This is a genomic window from Clostridium sp. OM02-18AC, from assembly GCF_003481825.1.
Taxonomy (GTDB): Bacteria; Bacillota; Clostridia; order Lachnospirales; family Lachnospiraceae; genus Brotaphodocola.
On sequence record NZ_QULW01000005.1, the window covers coordinates 131,100 to 150,687 of the forward strand.

At 45.4% G+C, this 19,588-nt stretch carries 15 protein-coding genes; 12 read left to right on the forward strand and 3 right to left on the reverse strand.

Translation table 11 applies throughout. The annotated features are described in order from the left end of the window. Nucleotides 1-7: 7 nt before the first annotated feature. The 10 genes from DXB18_RS05310 to DXB18_RS05355 all read left to right on the forward strand — a co-directional run bounded on the left by DXB18_RS05310 (nt 8) and on the right by DXB18_RS05355 (nt 10,050). A complete protein-coding gene (locus DXB18_RS05310; RefSeq protein ID WP_117598183.1) occupies nt 8-1,099 on the forward strand; it encodes a site-specific integrase in 1,092 nt (363 codons plus the stop codon). A 175-nt stretch (nt 1,100-1,274) separates the two neighbouring features. Beyond that, nucleotides 1,275-2,351, forward strand: coding sequence for an AAA family ATPase (locus tag DXB18_RS05315; protein WP_117598203.1), 1,077 nt, complete (start codon nt 1,275-1,277; stop codon nt 2,349-2,351). Nucleotides 2,352-2,418: 67 nt separating this feature from the next. Further along, nucleotides 2,419-2,658, forward strand: a complete 240-nt coding sequence (locus DXB18_RS05320) for a hypothetical protein (RefSeq protein ID WP_055258607.1) — start codon at nt 2,419-2,421, stop codon at nt 2,656-2,658. 174 nt (nt 2,659-2,832) lie between these two features. Further along, nucleotides 2,833-3,060 carry a DUF5348 domain-containing protein gene (locus DXB18_RS05325; RefSeq protein ID WP_055258605.1) on the forward strand — a complete coding sequence of 76 codons (228 nt, stop codon included), beginning with the start codon at nt 2,833-2,835 and terminating at the stop codon, nt 3,058-3,060. A gap of 235 nt (nt 3,061-3,295) precedes the next feature. After that, nucleotides 3,296-4,714, forward strand: coding sequence for a plasmid recombination protein (locus DXB18_RS05330; protein ID WP_117598184.1), 1,419 nt, complete (start codon nt 3,296-3,298; stop codon nt 4,712-4,714). Nucleotides 4,715-4,718: 4 nt separating this feature from the next. Further along, complete coding sequence (locus DXB18_RS05335; protein WP_117598185.1) at nt 4,719-5,093, forward strand: TnpV protein; 375 nt, start codon at nt 4,719-4,721, stop codon at nt 5,091-5,093. 132 nt (nt 5,094-5,225) lie between these two features. Next, nucleotides 5,226-5,549 carry a PadR family transcriptional regulator gene (locus tag DXB18_RS05340; RefSeq protein WP_055056227.1) on the forward strand — a complete coding sequence of 108 codons (324 nt, stop codon included), beginning with the start codon at nt 5,226-5,228 and terminating at the stop codon, nt 5,547-5,549. Continuing rightward, nucleotides 5,546-6,133 carry a DUF2812 domain-containing protein gene (locus DXB18_RS05345; RefSeq protein ID WP_117598186.1) on the forward strand — a complete coding sequence of 196 codons (588 nt, stop codon included), beginning with the start codon at nt 5,546-5,548 and terminating at the stop codon, nt 6,131-6,133. The genes DXB18_RS05340 and DXB18_RS05345 overlap by 4 nt, the downstream gene beginning before the upstream one ends. Nucleotides 6,134-6,353: 220 nt before the next feature. Further along, entirely contained in the window at nt 6,354-7,409 is a 1,056-nt protein-coding gene (locus DXB18_RS05350; RefSeq protein WP_117598187.1) for a helix-turn-helix transcriptional regulator, read from the forward strand. 1,057 nt (nt 7,410-8,466) lie between these two features. Next, nucleotides 8,467-10,050, forward strand: a complete 1,584-nt coding sequence (locus DXB18_RS05355; RefSeq protein ID WP_118706429.1) for a S8 family peptidase — start codon at nt 8,467-8,469, stop codon at nt 10,048-10,050. A 105-nt stretch (nt 10,051-10,155) separates the two neighbouring features. On the opposite strand, the gene DXB18_RS05360 is transcribed toward DXB18_RS05355, so the two are convergent. Further along, a complete protein-coding gene (locus DXB18_RS05360; protein WP_243103180.1) occupies nt 10,156-11,589 on the reverse strand; it encodes a D-alanyl-D-alanine carboxypeptidase family protein in 1,434 nt (477 codons plus the stop codon). 326 nt (nt 11,590-11,915) lie between these two features. On the opposite strand from DXB18_RS05360, the gene nrdD reads away from it, so the two are divergent. Next, nucleotides 11,916-14,105 carry an anaerobic ribonucleoside-triphosphate reductase gene (nrdD, locus tag DXB18_RS05365; RefSeq protein ID WP_118706431.1) on the forward strand — a complete coding sequence of 730 codons (2,190 nt, stop codon included), beginning with the start codon at nt 11,916-11,918 and terminating at the stop codon, nt 14,103-14,105. Between the two features lie 112 nt (nt 14,106-14,217). Here nrdD and DXB18_RS05370 read toward each other — a convergent pair whose 3' ends face one another. Next, on the reverse strand, nt 14,218-16,023 hold the full coding sequence (locus DXB18_RS05370; protein WP_243103182.1) for an ABC transporter ATP-binding protein: 1,806 nt from the start codon (nt 16,021-16,023) through the stop codon (nt 14,218-14,220). Then, the gene (locus DXB18_RS05375) at nt 16,020-17,774 is read right to left on the reverse strand and encodes an ABC transporter ATP-binding protein (RefSeq protein ID WP_118706433.1); all 1,755 of its coding nucleotides are present in this window, start codon (nt 17,772-17,774) and stop codon (nt 16,020-16,022) included. The genes DXB18_RS05370 and DXB18_RS05375 overlap by 4 nt, the downstream gene beginning before the upstream one ends. A gap of 350 nt (nt 17,775-18,124) precedes the next feature. Here DXB18_RS05375 and DXB18_RS05380 point away from each other — a divergent pair, with 350 nt between their 5' ends. Next, nucleotides 18,125-19,585 carry an ABC transporter ATP-binding protein gene (locus DXB18_RS05380; protein ID WP_118706435.1) on the forward strand — a complete coding sequence of 487 codons (1,461 nt, stop codon included), beginning with the start codon at nt 18,125-18,127 and terminating at the stop codon, nt 19,583-19,585. The last annotated feature ends 3 nt before the right edge of the window (nt 19,586-19,588 follow it).

Genomic DNA, 19,588 nt, shown 5'->3' on the forward strand with positions numbered 1-19,588 from the left:
GATCAATATGGCTTACAGAGAAAAAGACACAAAAAAATGGACAGCCCAGTGGTTTGAGACAAATGTCATGGGTGAGAAGAAAAAACGCAGAAAGCGTGGATTTGAAACAAAGCGAGAAGCATTGGAGTTTGAACGAAGCAAAAAGTTGAGCAATGAGCGAAGTATGGATATGAAGCTGAGCGATTTTATTGAGATTTATTTTTCAGACAAACAAAATGATCTGAAAGATCGAACAATCAAAAATAAAAGATATATGATGCAACAGCATATAGTTCCATATTTTGGAAATCAGATGATGAGTGAGATCAAGGCTTCGCAGATTATTCAGTGGCAGAATGAAATACAGAAGAAAGGATATTCAGATTCTTATTTGAGAATGATACAGAATCAGTTGACCAGCCTGTTTACACATGCAGCTAAAATCTATGATCTGCCGGTTAATCCATGCAAGAAAGTGAAACGAATGGGAAATTCAGATTCGAGAAGTTTGAACTTCTGGACACTGGACGAGTACAAACAGTTTATACAGACAATGGAGCCGGGAACAAGATATTATCTTATGTTTGAGATGTTGTTCTGGACTGGATGCAGGATCGGGGAGCTGCTTGCGATTACAAAAGCTGATATCAATTTTGAAAAGAATCGGCTTAGTATCAATAAGACTTATTACCGGACAGGAATGCAGGATATTATCACAGAACCGAAAACAAAACAGTCCTTTCGGACAATCGAAATTCCGGAATTTCTGAAAGAGGAAATTAAGGAATTTGTAGATGGTCATTACGGAATGCCGGATACAGAAAGATTATTTCCGGTTGTTCAGGAAGCGGTACAGCATAAGATGAAACGGCAGATTGAGCTGGCAGGAGTGAAGAAAATTCGAGTGCATGATATCAGGCACAGCCATGTAGCTTATCTTATTGAGAAAGGTGTGGAACCGTTATTGATTCGGGACAGATTAGGTCATAAAGATATTCGTATAACATTGAACACTTATGGACATCTTTATCCAAATCAGCAGAGAAAGATTGCAAATCTTCTGGATAATGAAAATGGAAATGCTGTTACCGGATTGGGAGAAGAAAGAGATGAATGTTGAAAAGGCAAAAGAAAAAGCCCAGATAAATAATCTGAGCAAGTTCTCTGATAATCAGATTCACTGATATACCATCTTGGCAGATTCAGTATATCACGAATCGGGAAATACGACAATTCCCGAATATCTGTTCATCAGAGACTTGCCCGGAAGGGCAAGAGGAGATGATGGAATGAATATGAATGAAAAAAATAAAATTGAGAATTGTAGAATAGAACCAAAACTGAAACTGATCAATATGGATTCAGTAGAGGTGGAACAGGTAGAATGGCTGCTTTATCCGTTTATTCCTTATGGAAAAGTGACCATTATACAGGGAGATCCAGGAGAAGGCAAGACAACGATGGTACTTCAGATTATTGCAAAACTGACCAGAGGAGAGCCGATTCTTCCTGTTACTGATACAACGAAAACAAAAGAAAAACGAAGTGATGAAGTCGATAGTGAGAATGAAGATTTAGATGCTGAAGATAATATGCAGGAACAGTCTTCTGTGTCACCTGTAAATGTAATCTATCAGACAGCAGAAGATGGACTTGGAGATACTATCAAACCCAGATTACTTGATGCAGGTGCAGATTGTTCAAAGGTGCTGGTGATTGATGACAGTGACCAGCCACTGACAATGGCAGATGTCAGATTGGAAGAAGCAATCGTGCAGACAAAAGCAAAAATGGTTGTTCTTGATCCGATACAGGGCTTTCTGGGAGCGGACGTAGATATGCACAGGGCAAATGAGATCAGACCACTGATGAAGCGTATCGCAGTGCTGTCAGAAAAATATCACTGTGCAGTCATTTTAATCGGTCATATGAACAAAAACAGCAACGGCAAATCTTCTTATCGAGGACTTGGATCCATTGATTTTCAGGCTGCTGCAAGAAGTGTTCTGATTGTCGGGCGAGTGAAAGATGAACCGGAAGTAAGAGTGGTATGTCATACGAAGAGTTCTCTTGCACCGGAAGGAACGTCCATTGCATTCAGACTGGATAAGAATAATGGGTTTGAATGGATTGGAGAATATGATATCAGTGCCGATGAACTTCTTAATGGAGACGGAAGAGGACAGAAAAGTCGGAAAGCAAAAGAATTTCTCCTTGAGATACTGGCAAATGGAGGAATGACTCAAAAGAAAATTGCAGAAGAAGCCGAAACCAGAGGAATAAAAAGTAAAACGTTATGGAATGCCAAACGGGAACTTGAAATTGATTCTGTAAAACGTGGAAAGCAATGGTATTGGATGCTGCCAGAATAAAAATGGAAGATGGCAAGATTACCATTTCTTAAGAAGAGGGAATCTTGCCACCTTGAAAGGAGAACAGATGCAAAATAAAAATGTACAGATTCCATACGAGTTATTTTTTCAACTCCTGCAATATTTTTTGATGGATAACTACGATGGCGAAGAAATAATCCGGTTGGGATTGGAGAAAAAACTGGATGCAATGGTGAATCGTGAAGTGTATAGCAAATCCAAAACAGCACCAACGGAAGAAGAAAGGGAAAAGTTCCGGCAGGAATATCTGGACAGACGGGGAATACCGGAGAACTTTCGATGGTAAAGGTTCTTTCTGACTACTTTATTACAGGAGCGTGTCACGCACCTGTAGATAGCAGACAAGTAGAAAGCTGGTAAGATGTAGCCGGGAGTTTGTTGGTGGAGAAGAGAATTTTCAAAAGGGAGCCCTGATTCAGGGCGTCCCTGCGGAAACGCTAAATGAAAGGAGAATGGCATAATGCGAGAAGGAAGATTAGGATATAACAGTTATAACAAAAGATATGGATTATTATCATCAGATCTATGGATTGATACAGGATTTCACTGTGGAGAATGCCTGGAAGTGTTGCTTGATGATGAATGGGTTCAGACTAGAATGGAAATGAATCCTGCAAGAGAATGGTATCTTGTAGGAACACCGTATTGTGGTGATCTGGAATATATCCGGGCAAGGATACCGGGATAATTCAGCCATACAAGTAACGCAGGAGTGAACCGACCAACGGGAGGAATAGCCCCCGGCAGGGCGCAAGGGTACTTTTGATGGACGGTACGGCTGTCGAAAGTGCTTTTGCGTTACTTTTGACAAAAGTAACAAAACCGCCGTATCCGGCGAAAGTTTCTTAATATCGCTATTACTGGCGTGAATAAAAATTATGTGCCATATCTAGCACTTGATTAGAAAAGAGGTGAGAAACATTATGATAAAACGAACAATTAGCGGTATGATTGGGAAAGGTTCTCTGGCTCATAACAGGAGAGAGTTTTTCGCAGAGAATGTAGACCCAGACAGAGTACAATTAAATATTTGTTACCAGAATGAAAATCTGAAAGAAGTTTACAAAGAGTTATTTGATGATGCTGTGGAGAGATACAATACCGGGAAAAGAAAAGACCGGAAGATTACAAATTACTATGAAAAAATCCGGCAGGGAAAACAGGAAAAGTTGTTCCATGAAGTGATTTTCCAGATTGGAAACCGAGAAGATATGGCTGTTGGAACAGAAGCAGGAAATCTGGCTGTAAACGTACTGGATGAGTATGTAAAAGATTTCCAGAAACGGAATCCGACACTTCGGGTATTTAGTTGCTATTTGCATCAGGATGAGGCTACTCCACATCTTCATATTGACTTTATTCCTTATGTGACGGGCTGGAAAGGAAAAGGAATGGATACCAGAGTTTCGCTGAAACAGGCATTAAAAGGTCTTGGATTTCAAGGTGGAAATAAGCATGATACGGAGCTGAATCAGTGGATAAATCATGAAAAAGAAGTACTGGCAGAGATTGCAAGGCAGTATGGAATTGAATGGGAACAGAAAGGTACTCATGAGGAACATCTGGATGTCTATAACTTCAAGAAAAAAGAACGGAAAAAGGAAGTACAGGAATTGGAGCAGGAAAAAGAGCATCTAACTGCTGAAAAAGAAGAATTAACAGCACAAATTGCAGAATCCAGAGCAGATATCCAGAATTTAAAAGACGATAAGGAACAGGCAATCAAGGCGAAGCAAGAAGCAGAACAAAAGGCAGGGAGTGCAGAAAAAGAACTAAAAAGCCTGGAAGATCGCAGAGAACAGCTACAACCGATTATGGATAGTGTGAGCAAAGAAATCAAAGAATATGGAACAGTTAAAATGTTACTGCCGGAGGCGGGCACGCTAGAACGGGCAGTAATCTATCGAGACAAAAAAATTAAACCACTGTTTCTTCAAATAAAGAATAAGGTTGCTGTAATGGCGGCTCAGGTTAAAGAACTCACGAAAGAGGTGGAAGGGTGGAAGAAAAAATATCAAAAGGTGAAACAGAAATATAATGCTATTCAGAGAGAACTGGATGATATACGTAAAGACAATCAGAAATTGTCAGAAGAAAAAGATATATTACAAGGTGTTTCTGATAGGTATGATCGTGTTGTGCGTGTTCTTGGAATAGAAACTGTAGATACAGCAGTACAGCAGGATATTCAAAACGAGAAAGTCCTGGAAGAAAAGCGACGGATGGAGCAAATGCCGAAGGGAAATATTCATGAAAGATTGGCATGGGGAATGAAAAAAAGCGAGATGGAGAATCAGCAGCGTAAGAAAACTAAATCAAAAAACAGAGAAATGGAGAGATAAGATTATGGAAACACACATTTATGATGAAAAGAACGGATTAAGCTATACTTTGCATGGAGATTATTATTTGCCGAATTTGGTATTGAATGAAGAAAAACCGATATATGGGAAATATGGAATGCTGCGAAAACAGTTTCTGAAGGAACACAGATTAGCAAAATATCAATATTTGTTGTTGACTGGAAAGCTGACGGAACACCTGAATCAGATTGATCAGGAGAGCAGAGAACAGGTGGAAATGCTTATGGAACAGATGGCAGAAAAACAGGGTGTAACTGAAGAATTAAAGGTACAGAACCAGACGAAGTGGGTTAGGCTGATGAATAATATAAAAGCCAATGCAGAAGAAATGGTGTTGAGAGAAATACTTTATATATAAGTATTGGTTGTAAAGGACTGAACAGGAAAAGTATAATACTATCCGGCTTATTAAGATTTATTTCACATCTCTTGATTTTTATTACGGTTACTGATATAGTTATTACAGTAACCGTAATAAGGAGGGGATGCTATGAGGGATAATGTGAAAAGTGGTGCACTCACAGAAGTGACATTCTATATTTTGCTTTCACTCTATTCACCTAAACACGGATATGCTGTCATGCAGTTCATTGAAGAAAAAACAGGTGGGCGGCTTTCATTGGGAGCAGGCACTTTATATGGTGCATTAAATTCAATGCAGGAAAAGGGATGGATTGAGCTTTTCGGAGATAGTGAAGGTAGAAAAAAAGAGTATCTTATCACTGTAAAAGGAAAGGAGATAGCTGAAAAAGAACTTATCAGACTTCGTGAACTTGTAGGTATTGCAAGCGGAATTGTAGGAGGTACATTATGAGCAAAAAGTGTTATCGTTTTTTTGGCGGGCTATTGACGGTACAGAAAAACTGGCTGAATAAGATGGCTGAAAAAGGTTATCGCCTTATTCGAACGGGAAAATTACTCTATGAATTTGAAAAATGTAAGCCAGGTCAAGTTCAATATTGCGTGGAGTTTATAGGACAAAAATCAAAAGCTAATGCTGAAGATTACCATGATTTCTTGGAAGAAATGGGATATTCCGTATTCTATAAAAATATCAATCTTAATTATTCTGTTGGTAAAGTTCGCTGGCGTCCGTGGGCTGAAATTGGCGGTCGTATTGCAACAAACACTACAACATTTAACAGGGAATTGCTGATTGTAGAAAAAGAAAATGATGGAAAACCTTTTGAACTTCATACGTCCTATGAAGATAGGGCAAATTATTACAGTAATTTGCGAAATCCATGGCTGTTATTAATGCTTATGCTCGCGGCATTTGCTACTGTAAATCGGTCTGTTATTTTAGGCATAGTTGCTGTGATTTTTCTAATCCCTGTCATTATATACCAGTTGCAAATTATGAAAAATAGGCATGAAGCGAAGATGAAGGAGTGGTGATTCAGGATAACAAGGTTGGTTTAGTTGATGCAATGTAATACACTGTCGTTTGAGGGTTAGTAGCCCGTTCATAAACTTGTGGGCAGTTTGTTGCTGATGATATAAATATTAGAGAAAATTAATTGAAAGTTAAAAAAAGAAAGTAATAAGTAAACAAAGGCTCAATTGTAAACATGTATTGGGAACGCTATAATGGAAATAAGGACAGGAGGTGTGAACAATGCGTATTGGTGAGCAGATAAAAAATTATCGAAAAACTGCGGGATTAACACAAGAACAGGTGGCAAATTATCTGGGTGTTTCTACTCCAGCGGTAAATAAATGGGAAAAGGGAAATACATATCCCGATATCTCATTACTTCCAGCTTTGGCACGACTATTGAAAATTGATATGAATGAATTGTTTTCGTTTCATGAAGAATTGACAGAAAAAGAGATTGGACAATTTGTGAATGAACTTTCGGAAGTTTCATTGGACAGCTTTACAGAGGCTTTCGAGATGGCATCTCGTAAAATACAGGAGTATCCTCATTGCGACTTATTAATATATACGATCGCAACCGTTCTGAACGGATCTTTGACTTTGTCAGATCTTAATGACGAAGAACGAATGGAATATAATACAGCTATTATTGAGTGGCTGGAACGAACAGCAGACAGTCAGGATGAAAGAGTGAGAAATTCAAGCGTTTTTATACTTGCAACAAAATATGTCCAAATGGAGAAATATGAAGAAGCAAATGCCCTTTTGAAAAAAATTCCTGATACTGTAATTGATGCAACGATTATGAAAACAAGTGTATTAGCACATCAGGAAGGAACAGACACTGCTGCGTTATTCCTGGAAGGGAAACTGCTACAGGCAGTTGTCAATATTCAAAGCTACTTGTATAAGTTAATTGAAATGGAAGAAGAAACAGAAAATCATGATAAAGCAGAGAGAATTGCTGAGATTACAGATCACATGATATCGTTGTTTGGACTATGGAATTACGGCAACACAGTGCCATATCTGCTGATTGCTGGATATCGAAAAGATGTAGAAAAATGTGTTCAGTTAATTAAGCAATTATTAAGTGAATCACAGAAGCCTTGGAATATGACACAATCCCCTTTGTATTACAGGTATGAAGATACTGCACAGGGAAAAGCCTTTTCGGGAGTTGGAAAAAATTTTGTTCGTGAATTGTATTCGGAAATTGAAAATAAGAAAGAGTATGAATTCTTGAGAGGGAATAAGGAACTCGAATTAATTTTTGAGGAACACTTGAAATAGGTTGTAAAAATGTATGGAAATAGATATAGTTGAGAAAGAAGAAAATTTTTGACATTTCCACAGACGCGTGCTAATATGATTATAGAAAAAGAGTGCTACCGATAGACGGTTAGTCCGTTTTACTATTTAGAATATCATCAAAGATAACCGCTTAGTTTACCAGACCAGGGCGGTTATTTTTGTGTTTTATGATTATCTTTGCCTAATGTATATCCGATACTAAAGCAGGTTAAGCCGAAGCTCACTACTGCTATGAAGTCAATAATACTCATTGGCTTAGCCCTCCTTTCCAATGGATTCCTTTACAGGTTTCTATGTAATCAGAGGGTCACAGTCCCTCTGGAGAAGGACTAACCGCCTACCGTTATGGTAGCACCCATGTTTCGATTATAACAGTTAAAAATTACCGGTGCAATATAAAGTTGGTAGAGAAGTATCTAGTATCTACAGAAGAAAATCGGTTTGAGTATTCTCCGATGCCAAAACGGTGCCAAAACGGTGCCAAGAAATCAGGCAAATCAAAATAGGTGGTGCAATTCAGCCGTTTTTCACTGTATTTTGGAGAGAAAACCATAAAAAATATGAGGTAAAACGGGATTAAAGTATCGTGAAGGTGGTAGAACCGTAGGTTCAGGTCGTGTTGTTTCTATCTGCGAATAATCTCTAATTAGAAATTAATCGAAATTTTCATATAATGTAGATGCGCCTGGTGCGCCTACTGTGTCCAAACGTAAGAGGACCCGTGGAGATTTTTCTCCACGGGTTTTTCTGTTATCTGGCACCTGGAAAACTTTATCTGGCACCTGCAAAATGTCATGGGCAGGTCCGGCAGATGTGTATTGGAACTGCAATCAGAACAGCATCAGCAAGGACGCTACTATCACGGGTAAAAACGTAAGGAAAATTCACACATTTTTCAAAGTAAGAACTGGTAACTTATGTTATAATCAGAAACTGTATTATAAATGTAAGATTAGGCATTATCACATAGAAGTGATCCATGGATAACACAGCAAGTGGATAACATAAAATGGGTAGCAGAACAAGGAGTAAATGAATGAACTATAAACGAAAATTAATTTCCGGTCTGGCACTATGCCTTTGCGGCGCCAGTCTGGCAGCATACCAGCCGGAAAGACCGGGGATACCCGGAAGGGTTACGGGGCAGACAGAAACTACGTCAGATCGGACACAGGAAACGTCAGCCTACGATGCGGAGCGATATACATTTTCTACAGATGTCTACGGTCCGGGCGTAACCAATCTGTCTTCTTCCGACAGCTATTCCAGGTACCAGTGGGGTCTGAAAAATGATGCGGAACTTCAGTACAGCGAGATTATCAACCGCTTCAAGGACAGTAATCCGAAGCTTGCCACATTCATTGATCTGGCAAACTATCTGGGAATGCCGGCACCGGTGGCTGGTCCGGATGCTTACCGGATCAAAGAAATCCGTGCCAGAAAAGGAGTAGATATCGATGTTCTTCCTGCATGGAACCTTTATGATGCAAGCACAGAGGAACATCGTCAGGTGGTAGTTGCGGTCATTGACACCGGAATCGACATCAATCATCCGGATTTGAAAGATGCCATTTGGACCAACGAAGACGAAATTCCGGGAGATGGCATCGATAATGACGGCAACGGCTATATCGACGATGTGCACGGCTGGAATTTCTTTGATGGAAACAATGAACTCTGCAAGGGCAGCGAGGACGATCACGGAACCCATGCGGCAGGAACCATTGCCGCGACCCGTGGAAATGGCGGCATTGCCGGAATCGCGGATAACAAGTATGTCAAGATCATGTCTCTAAAAGCGCTGGGAACCCAGTACGGCGTGGGTGAGGAAAAGGCAATCATCGAAGCCATCCGCTACGCGGAAGCAAACGGTGCCTCCATCTGCAACCTCAGTTTTGGAACGACCGAATATTATCCGGAACTGGAAAAGGTCATGCGCGAATCGAAGATGCTGTTTGTGGTATCAGCCGGAAACGGAGACGCGAAAGGAATCGGAGAGGATACGGATCAGAAACCGGATTACCCGTCTTCCTTTGATTTAAATAATGTGATATCCGTTGCGAACCTGATGTTCGACGGAAACCTGGCTGAGAGCTCCAATTATGGCGCCAAGAGCGTTGATATCGCAGCACCCGGCACTTATATCGTCAGCACCATTGCAAACAGTGGATACGGCTTTATGACTGGCACCTCCATGTCTGCACCGATGGTAACCGGTGCGGCTGCATTCCTGTATTCCTACCGCACCGACCTGCAGCTTTCCGATATCCGTAAAGTCCTGTTAGAAACCGCCCGCAAGATCCCGCCATTGGAAGGCAAACTCAGCAGCAACGGCATGCTGGATGTGTACGCGGCCCTGAATTACGGAAGAACGACAGAAAACACGGCTGAAAGTACAGCAGAGAATACGACAGAAAGCGTGGATGCAGGAAACAGCGGCAGCACTGATAACACCGGAGCCGATGTCTCAGCGGATGCAGGAAATACTGAAAATCCAGAAAGCGCACAATCCGGACAGGAAACACAAAACTCCGGAGATGCAGCCCAGACAGAATCCCAGACAACCACGTCAAAAACCATTACGGCCGGAGGCGGAGAGCCAATCCGGCTGGGACAGTAAATGAACAATATTGCACGATAACGAATGAGGGGCGAAAGTTCCCGCAGCCGCCATGCATGGCGGCTGCGGAAACTTTCGCCCCTTTGATTTACTGTGCAATATTGTTTATTTCTTCTTATTTTTGTATTCTTCCAGCAGCCGCTCAAACTCTTCCTCATCACCGGAACGCTGCAGTCTCCGTCTTCTGCGTTCACGACGCTCGGCGAGGGCTTTTGCTTCCTGCTTTCTGGAGTAGACGATCCAGCCTGCGATTCCGATCACGGCAAGGACGAGGAGCACGATCAGAATCGTGACCAGTACGCCGACGATGGAGAAGTTTCCGTGGGTGCGCTGTGAATCGGATGCATCGGAGCTGGTAGCCAGGGAATTGCCTGCGTCATCTGCAGAATCAGCAGTGTTGGTACTGCCATCTCTGGCTGCAGATGAAGAATCGGTGCTGCTGTCACCGTTATCGATAGTGACACCGTCTTTGGCGAGCAGATAGGCCGTTCCGATCACCCGGTCATTGTAGGTGTAGGTGAGCAGGGCCACGGCATTGTCCGGGCTGACTTCCGGCAGTGCGCCAAGGGAAATGTCGGCATCCTCGAAAGAAGCACCGTTTGGAAGGGTGATGACGCTGTCCGGGTCGATCATCAGATCGGAAGCCAGGAAAGAACCCTTGTCCAGGTTGATGGTTTCGTTTCCGGTGACGTAGCGGCTTTCGTAGTCGGCTACGGTGTAGTTCTGGAAGGAACGGAAGCCGAACTCCAGGAGTGCTTTTCCATCTACGAAGTACTGACGCGGCTGTCCTTTTAAGATGACAGAGACCAGACGGCGGTTATCCTTGACTGCGTAGGTGACCAGGGTGTTTCCGGCTTTGATCAGATAACCTGTTTTTCCGGCGATTGCTTCCGGATAGTAGTAGGGACTGCTCTGATCTTCGGTGACACAGAGACGGTGTTCGCCGCGGATGGTGAAACCGTCCGGATTCTGGGTGGTCGGTGCGATCTTATGTGTCGTGGCAGAGCTGATCTCTACCATGGTTTCATTATTGTATGCGGCCTGCGCGATCAGGGCCATATCGTAAGCGGAAACATACTGATTATCTCCGTTTAAACCGGATGGATTTTCAAAATGGCTTTCCTGGCATCCCAGTTCCACCAGCTTTTCGTTCATCATGTCCACAAAGGCGGGAATGCTGCCTGCTGTATGCTCAGCCAGGGCATTGGCTGCCTGGTTGCAGGATACCAAAAGCATGGAGTAGAGACAGTCTTCCACGGAGAGCTGGTCTCCAGCTACGACGCTGATTTTATTTCCGCTGTCTGCTTCCACCTGGTTGACAGCGGTCGTAGAAAATGTTACAGTATCATCCAGATTGCAATTTTCCAGGACGATGAGTGCTGTCAGAATCTTGGTGATGCTGGCTGGCGGATAAGCCAGGTGGATATTCTGTCCGTATAAAATGGCACCGGAATCCATATCCATGACAATTCCGGCCTCTGCCATAATGCCGGTATCAGAAGGCCAGTCGGGTTTAGCCCAGGCTGTCAGAATGAACAACTGGCATGTTAGGGCAAAACATACAAATTTTGTTATCTTTTGTTTCCATTTATTCAGCAATGTGCGAACCTCCTGTGTTCTTTTTCCGTTTGCGGTTTGGGTTCAAAAGCAAGGAACTCTGCGGTGTTTCCCGCATTTTGGCAAAACGGACCTGTCTAATCATACCTTATGTAAAATAAATATTCAACCAAATATTCCATGAAATATTCGTGAAATTGCCACTTCCATTTTCCCCATATTTGTAGTATCATAAATTCTGCTACGACATATAGTTGTTTATAACACAATAAAATACAAGATATAGTATATACGAGAGGGGTTTGGGCATGACTACGGATGTTAAGACAAATGTGATCAAGAGAAATGGCAAAGAGGTTTCTTTTGATGTCTCTAAGATTGTGAACGCGATCACCAAGGCGAATGCCAGCGTCGATCATCTTCATCAGCTGAATGAGTATCAGATCAACGCAGTGGCAGATATGATCGCAAAACAGGTGGAAGAGGCTACGCATGCGGTAAACGTAGAAGATATTCAGGATATGGTAGAGACCGGAATCATGGAGATGCGGGGTTACGAGGTAGCACAGAAATATGTGCGTTACCGTTACAAGAGAGAACTGACCAGAAAATCGAATACGACGGATAATGGCATCCTGGCACTGATCGAGCACCTGAACGAGGAAGTAAAACAGGAAAACTCCAACAAGAACCCGGTGATTAATTCCACCCAGCGTGACTACATGGCTGGTGAGGTCAGCAAGGATTTAAGCCGCCGTGTTCTGCTCCCAGAGGAGATTGTGCGCGCTCATGAGGCGGGCATCATCCACTTCCACGACACCGATTATTTCGCACAGAAAGAACACAACTGTGACCTGATCAATCTGGAGGATATGCTTCAGAACGGCACTGTCATCAGCGAGACCATGATCGAGAAGCCGCACAGCTTTTTCACGGCCTGCAACGTTACCACCCAGATCGTGGCTCAGGTAGCCAGCAACCAGTATGGCGGACAGTCCTTCTCTCTGGCGCATCTGGCTCCGTTTGTGGACATCAGCCGTCAGAAACTGCGCAAGAATGTCATTGAGGAGCGCAAGGAGTGCGGAGAATCCCTGGACGATGCGATCATCGACCGTGTGGTAGAGCGCAGACTGCGCGATGAGATCAAGAGCGGTATCCAGACCATCCAGTACCAGCTCATCACCCTGATGACCTGTAACGGACAGGCTCCGTTCGTAACCATGTTCATGTATCTGGACGAGGTACCGGAAGGCCGTACCCGTGACGATCTTGCCATGATCATCGAGGAAGTCATGGTCCAGAGAATGCAGGGTGTTAAGAATGAAAAAGGTGTCTGGATCACTCCGGCATTCCCGAAGCTGATCTATGTTCTGGACGAGGACAACATTACGGAGGATTCCAAGTACTGGCATCTGACTGAACTTGCTGCAAAATGTACTGCAAAGCGCATGGTTCCGGACTACATCTCCGCAAAGATCATGAAAGAGATGAAAAATGGAAACGTTTACCCGTGCATGGGCTGCCGTTCTTTCCTGACGGTCGAGGATTCCCAGAGAAATCCGGATGGAAGCCACAAGTTCTATGGACGTTTCAACCAGGGGGTTGTAACCATCAACCTGGTGGATGTAGCATGTTCCTCTGAGGGCGATATGGACCGTTTCTGGGAGATCTTTGAAGAGCGCCTGGAACTCTGCCACCGCGCGCTGCGCTGCCGTCATGAGCGTCTGCTTGGAACGATTTCCGATGTAGCGCCGATTCTCTGGCAGAACGGTGCCCTGGCAAGACTGAAAAAGGGCGAGACCATCGACAAGCTTCTGTTTAATGGTTACTCCACCATTTCTCTTGGTTACTGCGGTCTCCACGAGATGTGCGTGCGCATGACCGGAAAGCCGCATACCGATCCGGCTGCAAAACCGTTCGCTCTGGCTGTCATGCAGAAGATGAACGACAAGTGCAAGGAGTGGAGAGAGGCAGAGAACATCAGCTATTCCGTATACGGAACGCCGATGGAGTCTACCACCTACAAGTTCGCAAAATGCCTGCAGAAGCGTTTCGGCATCATTCCGGGTGTTACCGATAAGAACTACATCACCAACAGCTATCATGTGCATGTAAGCGAGGAGATTGACGCGTTCAGTAAATTGAAATTCGAGTCTGAGTTCCAGAAGCTGTCTCCGGGCGGAGCAATCAGCTATGTAGAGGTACCGAACATGCAGCAGAATATCCCGGCCGTTCTCTCTGTCATGAAGTTCATCTACGAGAACATCATGTACGCAGAGCTGAATACCAAGAGCGACTACTGCGAGTGCTGCGGCTACGACGGTGAGATTAAGATTGTCGAAGACGAATCCGGCAAGTTGGTCTGGGAGTGCCCGAACTGCGGAAACCGTGACCAGGACAAGATGTCTGTGGCACGCCGTACCTGCGGTTACATTGGAACCCAGTTCTGGAACCAGGGACGTACCCAGGAGATCCGTGACCGGGTACTGCATCTGTAAAAATCTGAATTGTATATGGTAAATGAACAATTGTTCATAGAAAAGGGGGATCTGATATCTGTCAGACCCCCTTTTTGGGTAAAAATATATGGATTTTATGATGTGAGAAAGCTTATGCAAACTGCGAGTAAAACAGCTGTGCATAGAATCCGTTTTTCGCCAGCAGCTGTGCATGGGTGCCCTGCTCGATGATATCTCCGTCTTTTACAACCAGGATGTTGTCGGCATTCTGGATCGTGGAAAGGCGGTGCGCAATGACGAAACAGGTTTTCCCGACCATCAGCTTTCGCATCGCAGACTGGATCTGGATTTCTGTGCGGGTATCAACGTTGCTGGTTGCTTCATCGAGAATCAACATCTGGGATTTTAAGAGCATGGCGCGTGCAATGGTCATCAGCTGTTTCTGCCCCTGGGAAATGTTGATGCCGGATTCGGTCAGCAGGGTATCATAACCTTGCGGGAGTGAGGTGATGAAGCTGTGGATGTGGGCTGCTTTGGCAGCTGTCTCAATCTCTTCCTGCGTGGCATCCGGACAGCCATAGGCAATATTTTCTTTGATTGTTCCGGTGAAAAGCCAGGTTTCCTGGAGAACCATGGCATAGGCCAGACGGAGACTCTTTCTTGTGATGTCCAGAATCGGCGTATGGTCTATGGCGATGATTCCGCTTTGCGGATCATAAAAGCGCATGAGGAGATTGATCAGTGTGGTCTTTCCGGCTCCGGTAGGACCAACGATGGCAGTCAGGGAACCGCCTTTGGCCTCGAGGGAGAGATCGTGGATGATCTGTTTGTCCGGTGTATAGCCGAAATGGATGTGCTCCATGGATACGGCGCCCTCTTTGATTTCCAGATCTCTGGCCTGAGGAAGATCCGGGCTTTCCGGATCGGTTTCGAGCAGCACGAAGACGCGTTCTGCGGCAGCCAGGGCGGACTGGAGTTCGCCGATGACATTGGCCAGTTCATTGATCGGTCCCGAAAACTTTCTGGAGTAGAGCACGAAAGAGGAAAGCTCGCCAAGCGTCAGGGAAAATGAACCGCCAAACAGGTATAAAAGCGCTCCGGCTACGGAAATGAGGGACAGGGAGAGGTTGTTGAGCAGGTTGACCGTCGGTCCCATGGGAGAGGATTCGTAATCGGCCTGATAATACGCATCGCAGGCTGCTTTGTTCTGGATTTCAAAGCGTGCGCGGAAGGTGTCTTCCTGGTTGTAGGCTTTTATGGTTTTATGCCCGGAAATGGATTCCTCCGTGTAACCGTTCAGTGCTCCCATCTGTGCGGACCGGCGGCTGAATACAGGGCGGATCCGTTTGGTGCGGTGACTGGTGAGCAGGTAGGAAAGCGGAACCGTGATGACAAAAACCAGGACCAGGAGTGCATTGATGCGCAACATCATGATCAGGGAGCCAAGGATGACAATGGAACTGGAACAGGTCTGGACCAGATCCTGGGACAGGGAAGTGTTGATCGTGTCGATGTCATAGGAAATATGGCTGATGATATCGCCGGTCTGATTGCGGTCGAAAAAGCTGACCGGAAGGGTCATCAGATGCCGGAACAGATCGGAGCGCATTTTCTGCACGATTTTCTGGCTGAGTCGGGTCAGTGTCAGGGAGAGAAGCCATTCAAATAAAGCAGAAATGCCATAGCAGAGCATCATAAGACCGCAATAGAAAAAGACGCGCGGAAAGTTTACATTGCCGACCCCGTAAATCGCATCGACCGCCATACCGGAAAGCTTTGGCCCGGTAAGGGCAAGGAAATTCCCGGTAAATGTCAGAAAAAGAGCCAGGATCAGGGTGGATTTGAAGTGGTACAGGTATTTCCAGAGGCGCTTTAAGATCAGGGTTGTTTTCATTTTTGGTTTGTCGATCATGCCTTTTGGACGGACCGGACCATTTCCTAATGGATTTGCGTTCATGCCAATGCCTCCTTTCTGCAGGTTTCTGCCGCATTACTGCCGGAATTTAACTGGGTCTGGGCAATTTCCTGGTAAACGTGACAGGTTTTCATGAGTTCTTCATGGGTGCCATAGCCAATGCACTGTCCGTCGTCCAGCACCAGGATGTGGTCGGAATGCATGATGGAACTGATCCGCTGTGCAATGATGATCGAGGTGACTTTCTGCTTCCTGGTGCGGATGGCCTGGCGCAGCGCCGCATCGGTTTTGTAGTCGAGCGCGGAGGAGGCATCATCGAAAACCAGGATCGGTGCATTTCCGGCCAGGGCACGTGCGATCAGAAGCCGCTGTCTCTGGCCGCCGGAGAGGTTGCCTCCGTGACTGCTCAGTCCAAACTGATACTGGTTTTCCTTATTGGAAATAAATTCATCGGCCTGGGCGAGCTGCGCAGCTGTCTGGATCTGTTCCGGGGTAAGGCCGCGGCCAAAACGGATGTTTTCTGCAACGGTATCTGCGAACAGGGTATCGGACTGGAATACAATACCAAACATCCGGTGCAGCGCATCCGGCGGAATCTGCCGGATGTCGGTTCCGCCTATGCGGATCTGGCCGGAGGTTACGTCATACAGGCGCAAAAGGAGATGAATGATGGTTGATTTTCCACTTCCGGTTGCACCGATAATGCCAAGGCTTTCTCCCTCTTTTAAGGAAAAACGGATGTGGGACAGGTTGTTTTTCTGACCGAGGTAAGAAAAACTGACGTCATCAAATGCCAGGAATTCATCAGCAGACACATCTTTTTTGGATTCATGGGGCAGTGCCTGCAGTTTTTCGGGAAGATCCAGCATCTCCGCAATTCGTCCTGCAGAGGCAGCGCCTTTGGAATAGATGATGAACAGTCTGGAGATGGAAATGACAGCATTGAGGATGATCGTAAAATAACTCTGGAATGCGATGATACGGCCAATCTGGGTAGTGCCGGAGTAGACCATATACGCACCAAGCAGAATAACGAGAACAAGTCCGCTATTGAGATAAAGATTCATGAGCGGGTTCGTGGTGGCCATGGTGATGCTGGCGGCCTGTTCCTGTTCTGAGAGTATCCTGCTGGTGTTTTCAAAACGGTCTGATTCATAATCGGTTTTGGAAAGTGCCTTGATGATGCGGATGCCGGTTACGCTTTCCCGCACGATCTGTACCATGCGGTCCGTCTTTTTCTGGGTTTCTGTGTACATGGGAATGCCTTTTTTCAGGATCAGCCATATCGTCAGAATCATAACCGGCATCAGTGCGAGGAGAATGGCACCGAGCTTTGGTTCCATGGTCATGGTTACAATGAGACCGCCGGTAAGAAGAATCGGCGCGCGCACACCAAGCCGCTGCATCATGCCGATCATCCGGTGCAGATTGTACGTGTCTGTCGTCAGGCGGGATATTACGGAAGGAATTGTGATCTGGTCCATCTGGGCACAGGAAAGGGACGTGGCCTTGTGATATAAATCCCTGCGGATTTCTTCCGTAACATCGCTGGCTACTTTGGATGCCATCCGGTTTGGAATGACATTGAATGCGAAAACGGCGATGGAACACAGAATCATCATGCCGCCCCAGAGCAGGACGCGCTGCATGCTGCGGGTGGGAATGACTTCATCGATGATGGTGGACAGCATCCATGGAATCATCAGATCCAGGAGTGTTCCAATAAATTTGATGGCGAATCCAAGGCTCATACGTGGCACGTATGGTCTCAGATAAGGTAAGATGCGCTTCATCTGGCTGCCTCCTTTGTTGTAAATAGTTGTATCTACAACTATTTTAAGGCGGAAAGGCTGCAAAGTCAATCATTCTGCATAGTTTTGCAATCTTGCGAAATTCTAAGGATTTTATGAAATTTACTGCGCTCAGGCGTACGTGCCTTGCACCTGAGGAAAATTAATGGTATACTGTCGTGGTAAATTACCCGTATTGCGGCTTGCAGGGCCACAGGGGCGGCAGGATCCTGCAAAGCAGGATTCTTTTTGGGCGGTTTTGCGCATCGTATCAATGTGTTGGCTGTGCAAGAAGCAATCGTATGAAAAGATGTCTGTGACTGCCCTGGAACTTTGCAAATGAAAGGAATCCCATGTCTTCAAACAATGAATACGCGATCCAGGTACAGGACGTGAGCAAGATATATAAGCTGTACGACAAACCGATCGACCGGTTAAAGGAGTCGCTCAGCTTAACCCATAAAAATTACCACCGGGACTTTTTCGCGTTGAGCGATATTTCGTTTAACGTAAAAAAGGGCGAGACGGTGGGCATCATCGGAACCAATGGTTCCGGAAAATCGACGATCTTAAAGATCATTACCGGAGTCCTAACGCCGACGAGCGGTCAGGTCCGGGTGAGCGGAGTCATCTCAGCGCTGTTAGAGCTGGGAGCCGGTTTTAATATGGACTACACCGGCATTGAGAACATCTACATGAATGGAACCATGATGGGCTTTTCCAAGAAGCAGATGGATGAAAAACTGCCGGATATCCTGGAGTTTGCGGATATCGGAGATTTCGTTTATCAGCCGGTAAAAACCTATTCCAGCGGTATGTTTGTGCGGCTGGCTTTTGCGCTGTCGATCAACGTGGAGCCGGAAATCCTTATTGTCGATGAGGCACTTTCCGTGGGAGATGTCTTCTTCCAGTCCAAGTGTTACCGCCGCATGGAGGAAATCCGCAAAAACGGCACGACCATTCTTATGGTTACCCACGATATGGGCAGTGTCATCAAATACTGTGACCGGGTTGTGCTCTTAAATAAGGGACACTATGTAGCCGAAGGCGCGCCGGGCAAGATGGTGGATTTATATAAGAAGATCCTGGCAAACCAGATGGATGATCTGGAAGAGGAACTGCTGGAGATGAATGATTTTTCCGGTGGGATGGACTCTGACGCGGCAGGAGCCGGTGCGAAGAGCGCGTCCGGTGAAACAGCAGACGGATCCGCAGGAGCTGGCGCGGATACCAGCGAAAATGCAGCAGGAACGGCAAAGGGTCAGGACGGCGCAGCAGGTCATGCGCATAAAAAGCACAGCGGTCTCATGAAAGATAAGCTGACCATCAACCCGAACCGCACCGAGTACGGAAACGGCAAGGCCGAGATCTACGACCTTGGCATGTTCGATGAACGCGGCAACTTGACGAATCTGTTGTTAAAGGGTGAGTATTTCACAATCAAGGAAAAGATCCGTTTCCATGACAGCATCCAGTCACCAATCTTTACTTACACGATCAAAGATAAAAAGGGTGCGGACTTAACCGGAACCAACACGATGTTTGAGGGTGCCGAGATCCGTCCGGTGAAGAACGGCGATGAGTACGAGGTGAATTTCCGCCAGAAGATGACGCTCCAGGGCGGTGAATATCTGCTTTCCATGAGCTGCACCGGCTTTGAGCAGGGCGAGCACACGGTGTATCACCGGCTGTACGATGTAGCGAACATTACGGTTATCTCGAATAAGAATACCGTGGGTGTGTACGATATGGAATCTGAGGTGGAGGCTGTGCTGAAACCGGCGGAAACGGAAACACAGAACAGTAACAGCTAGAAA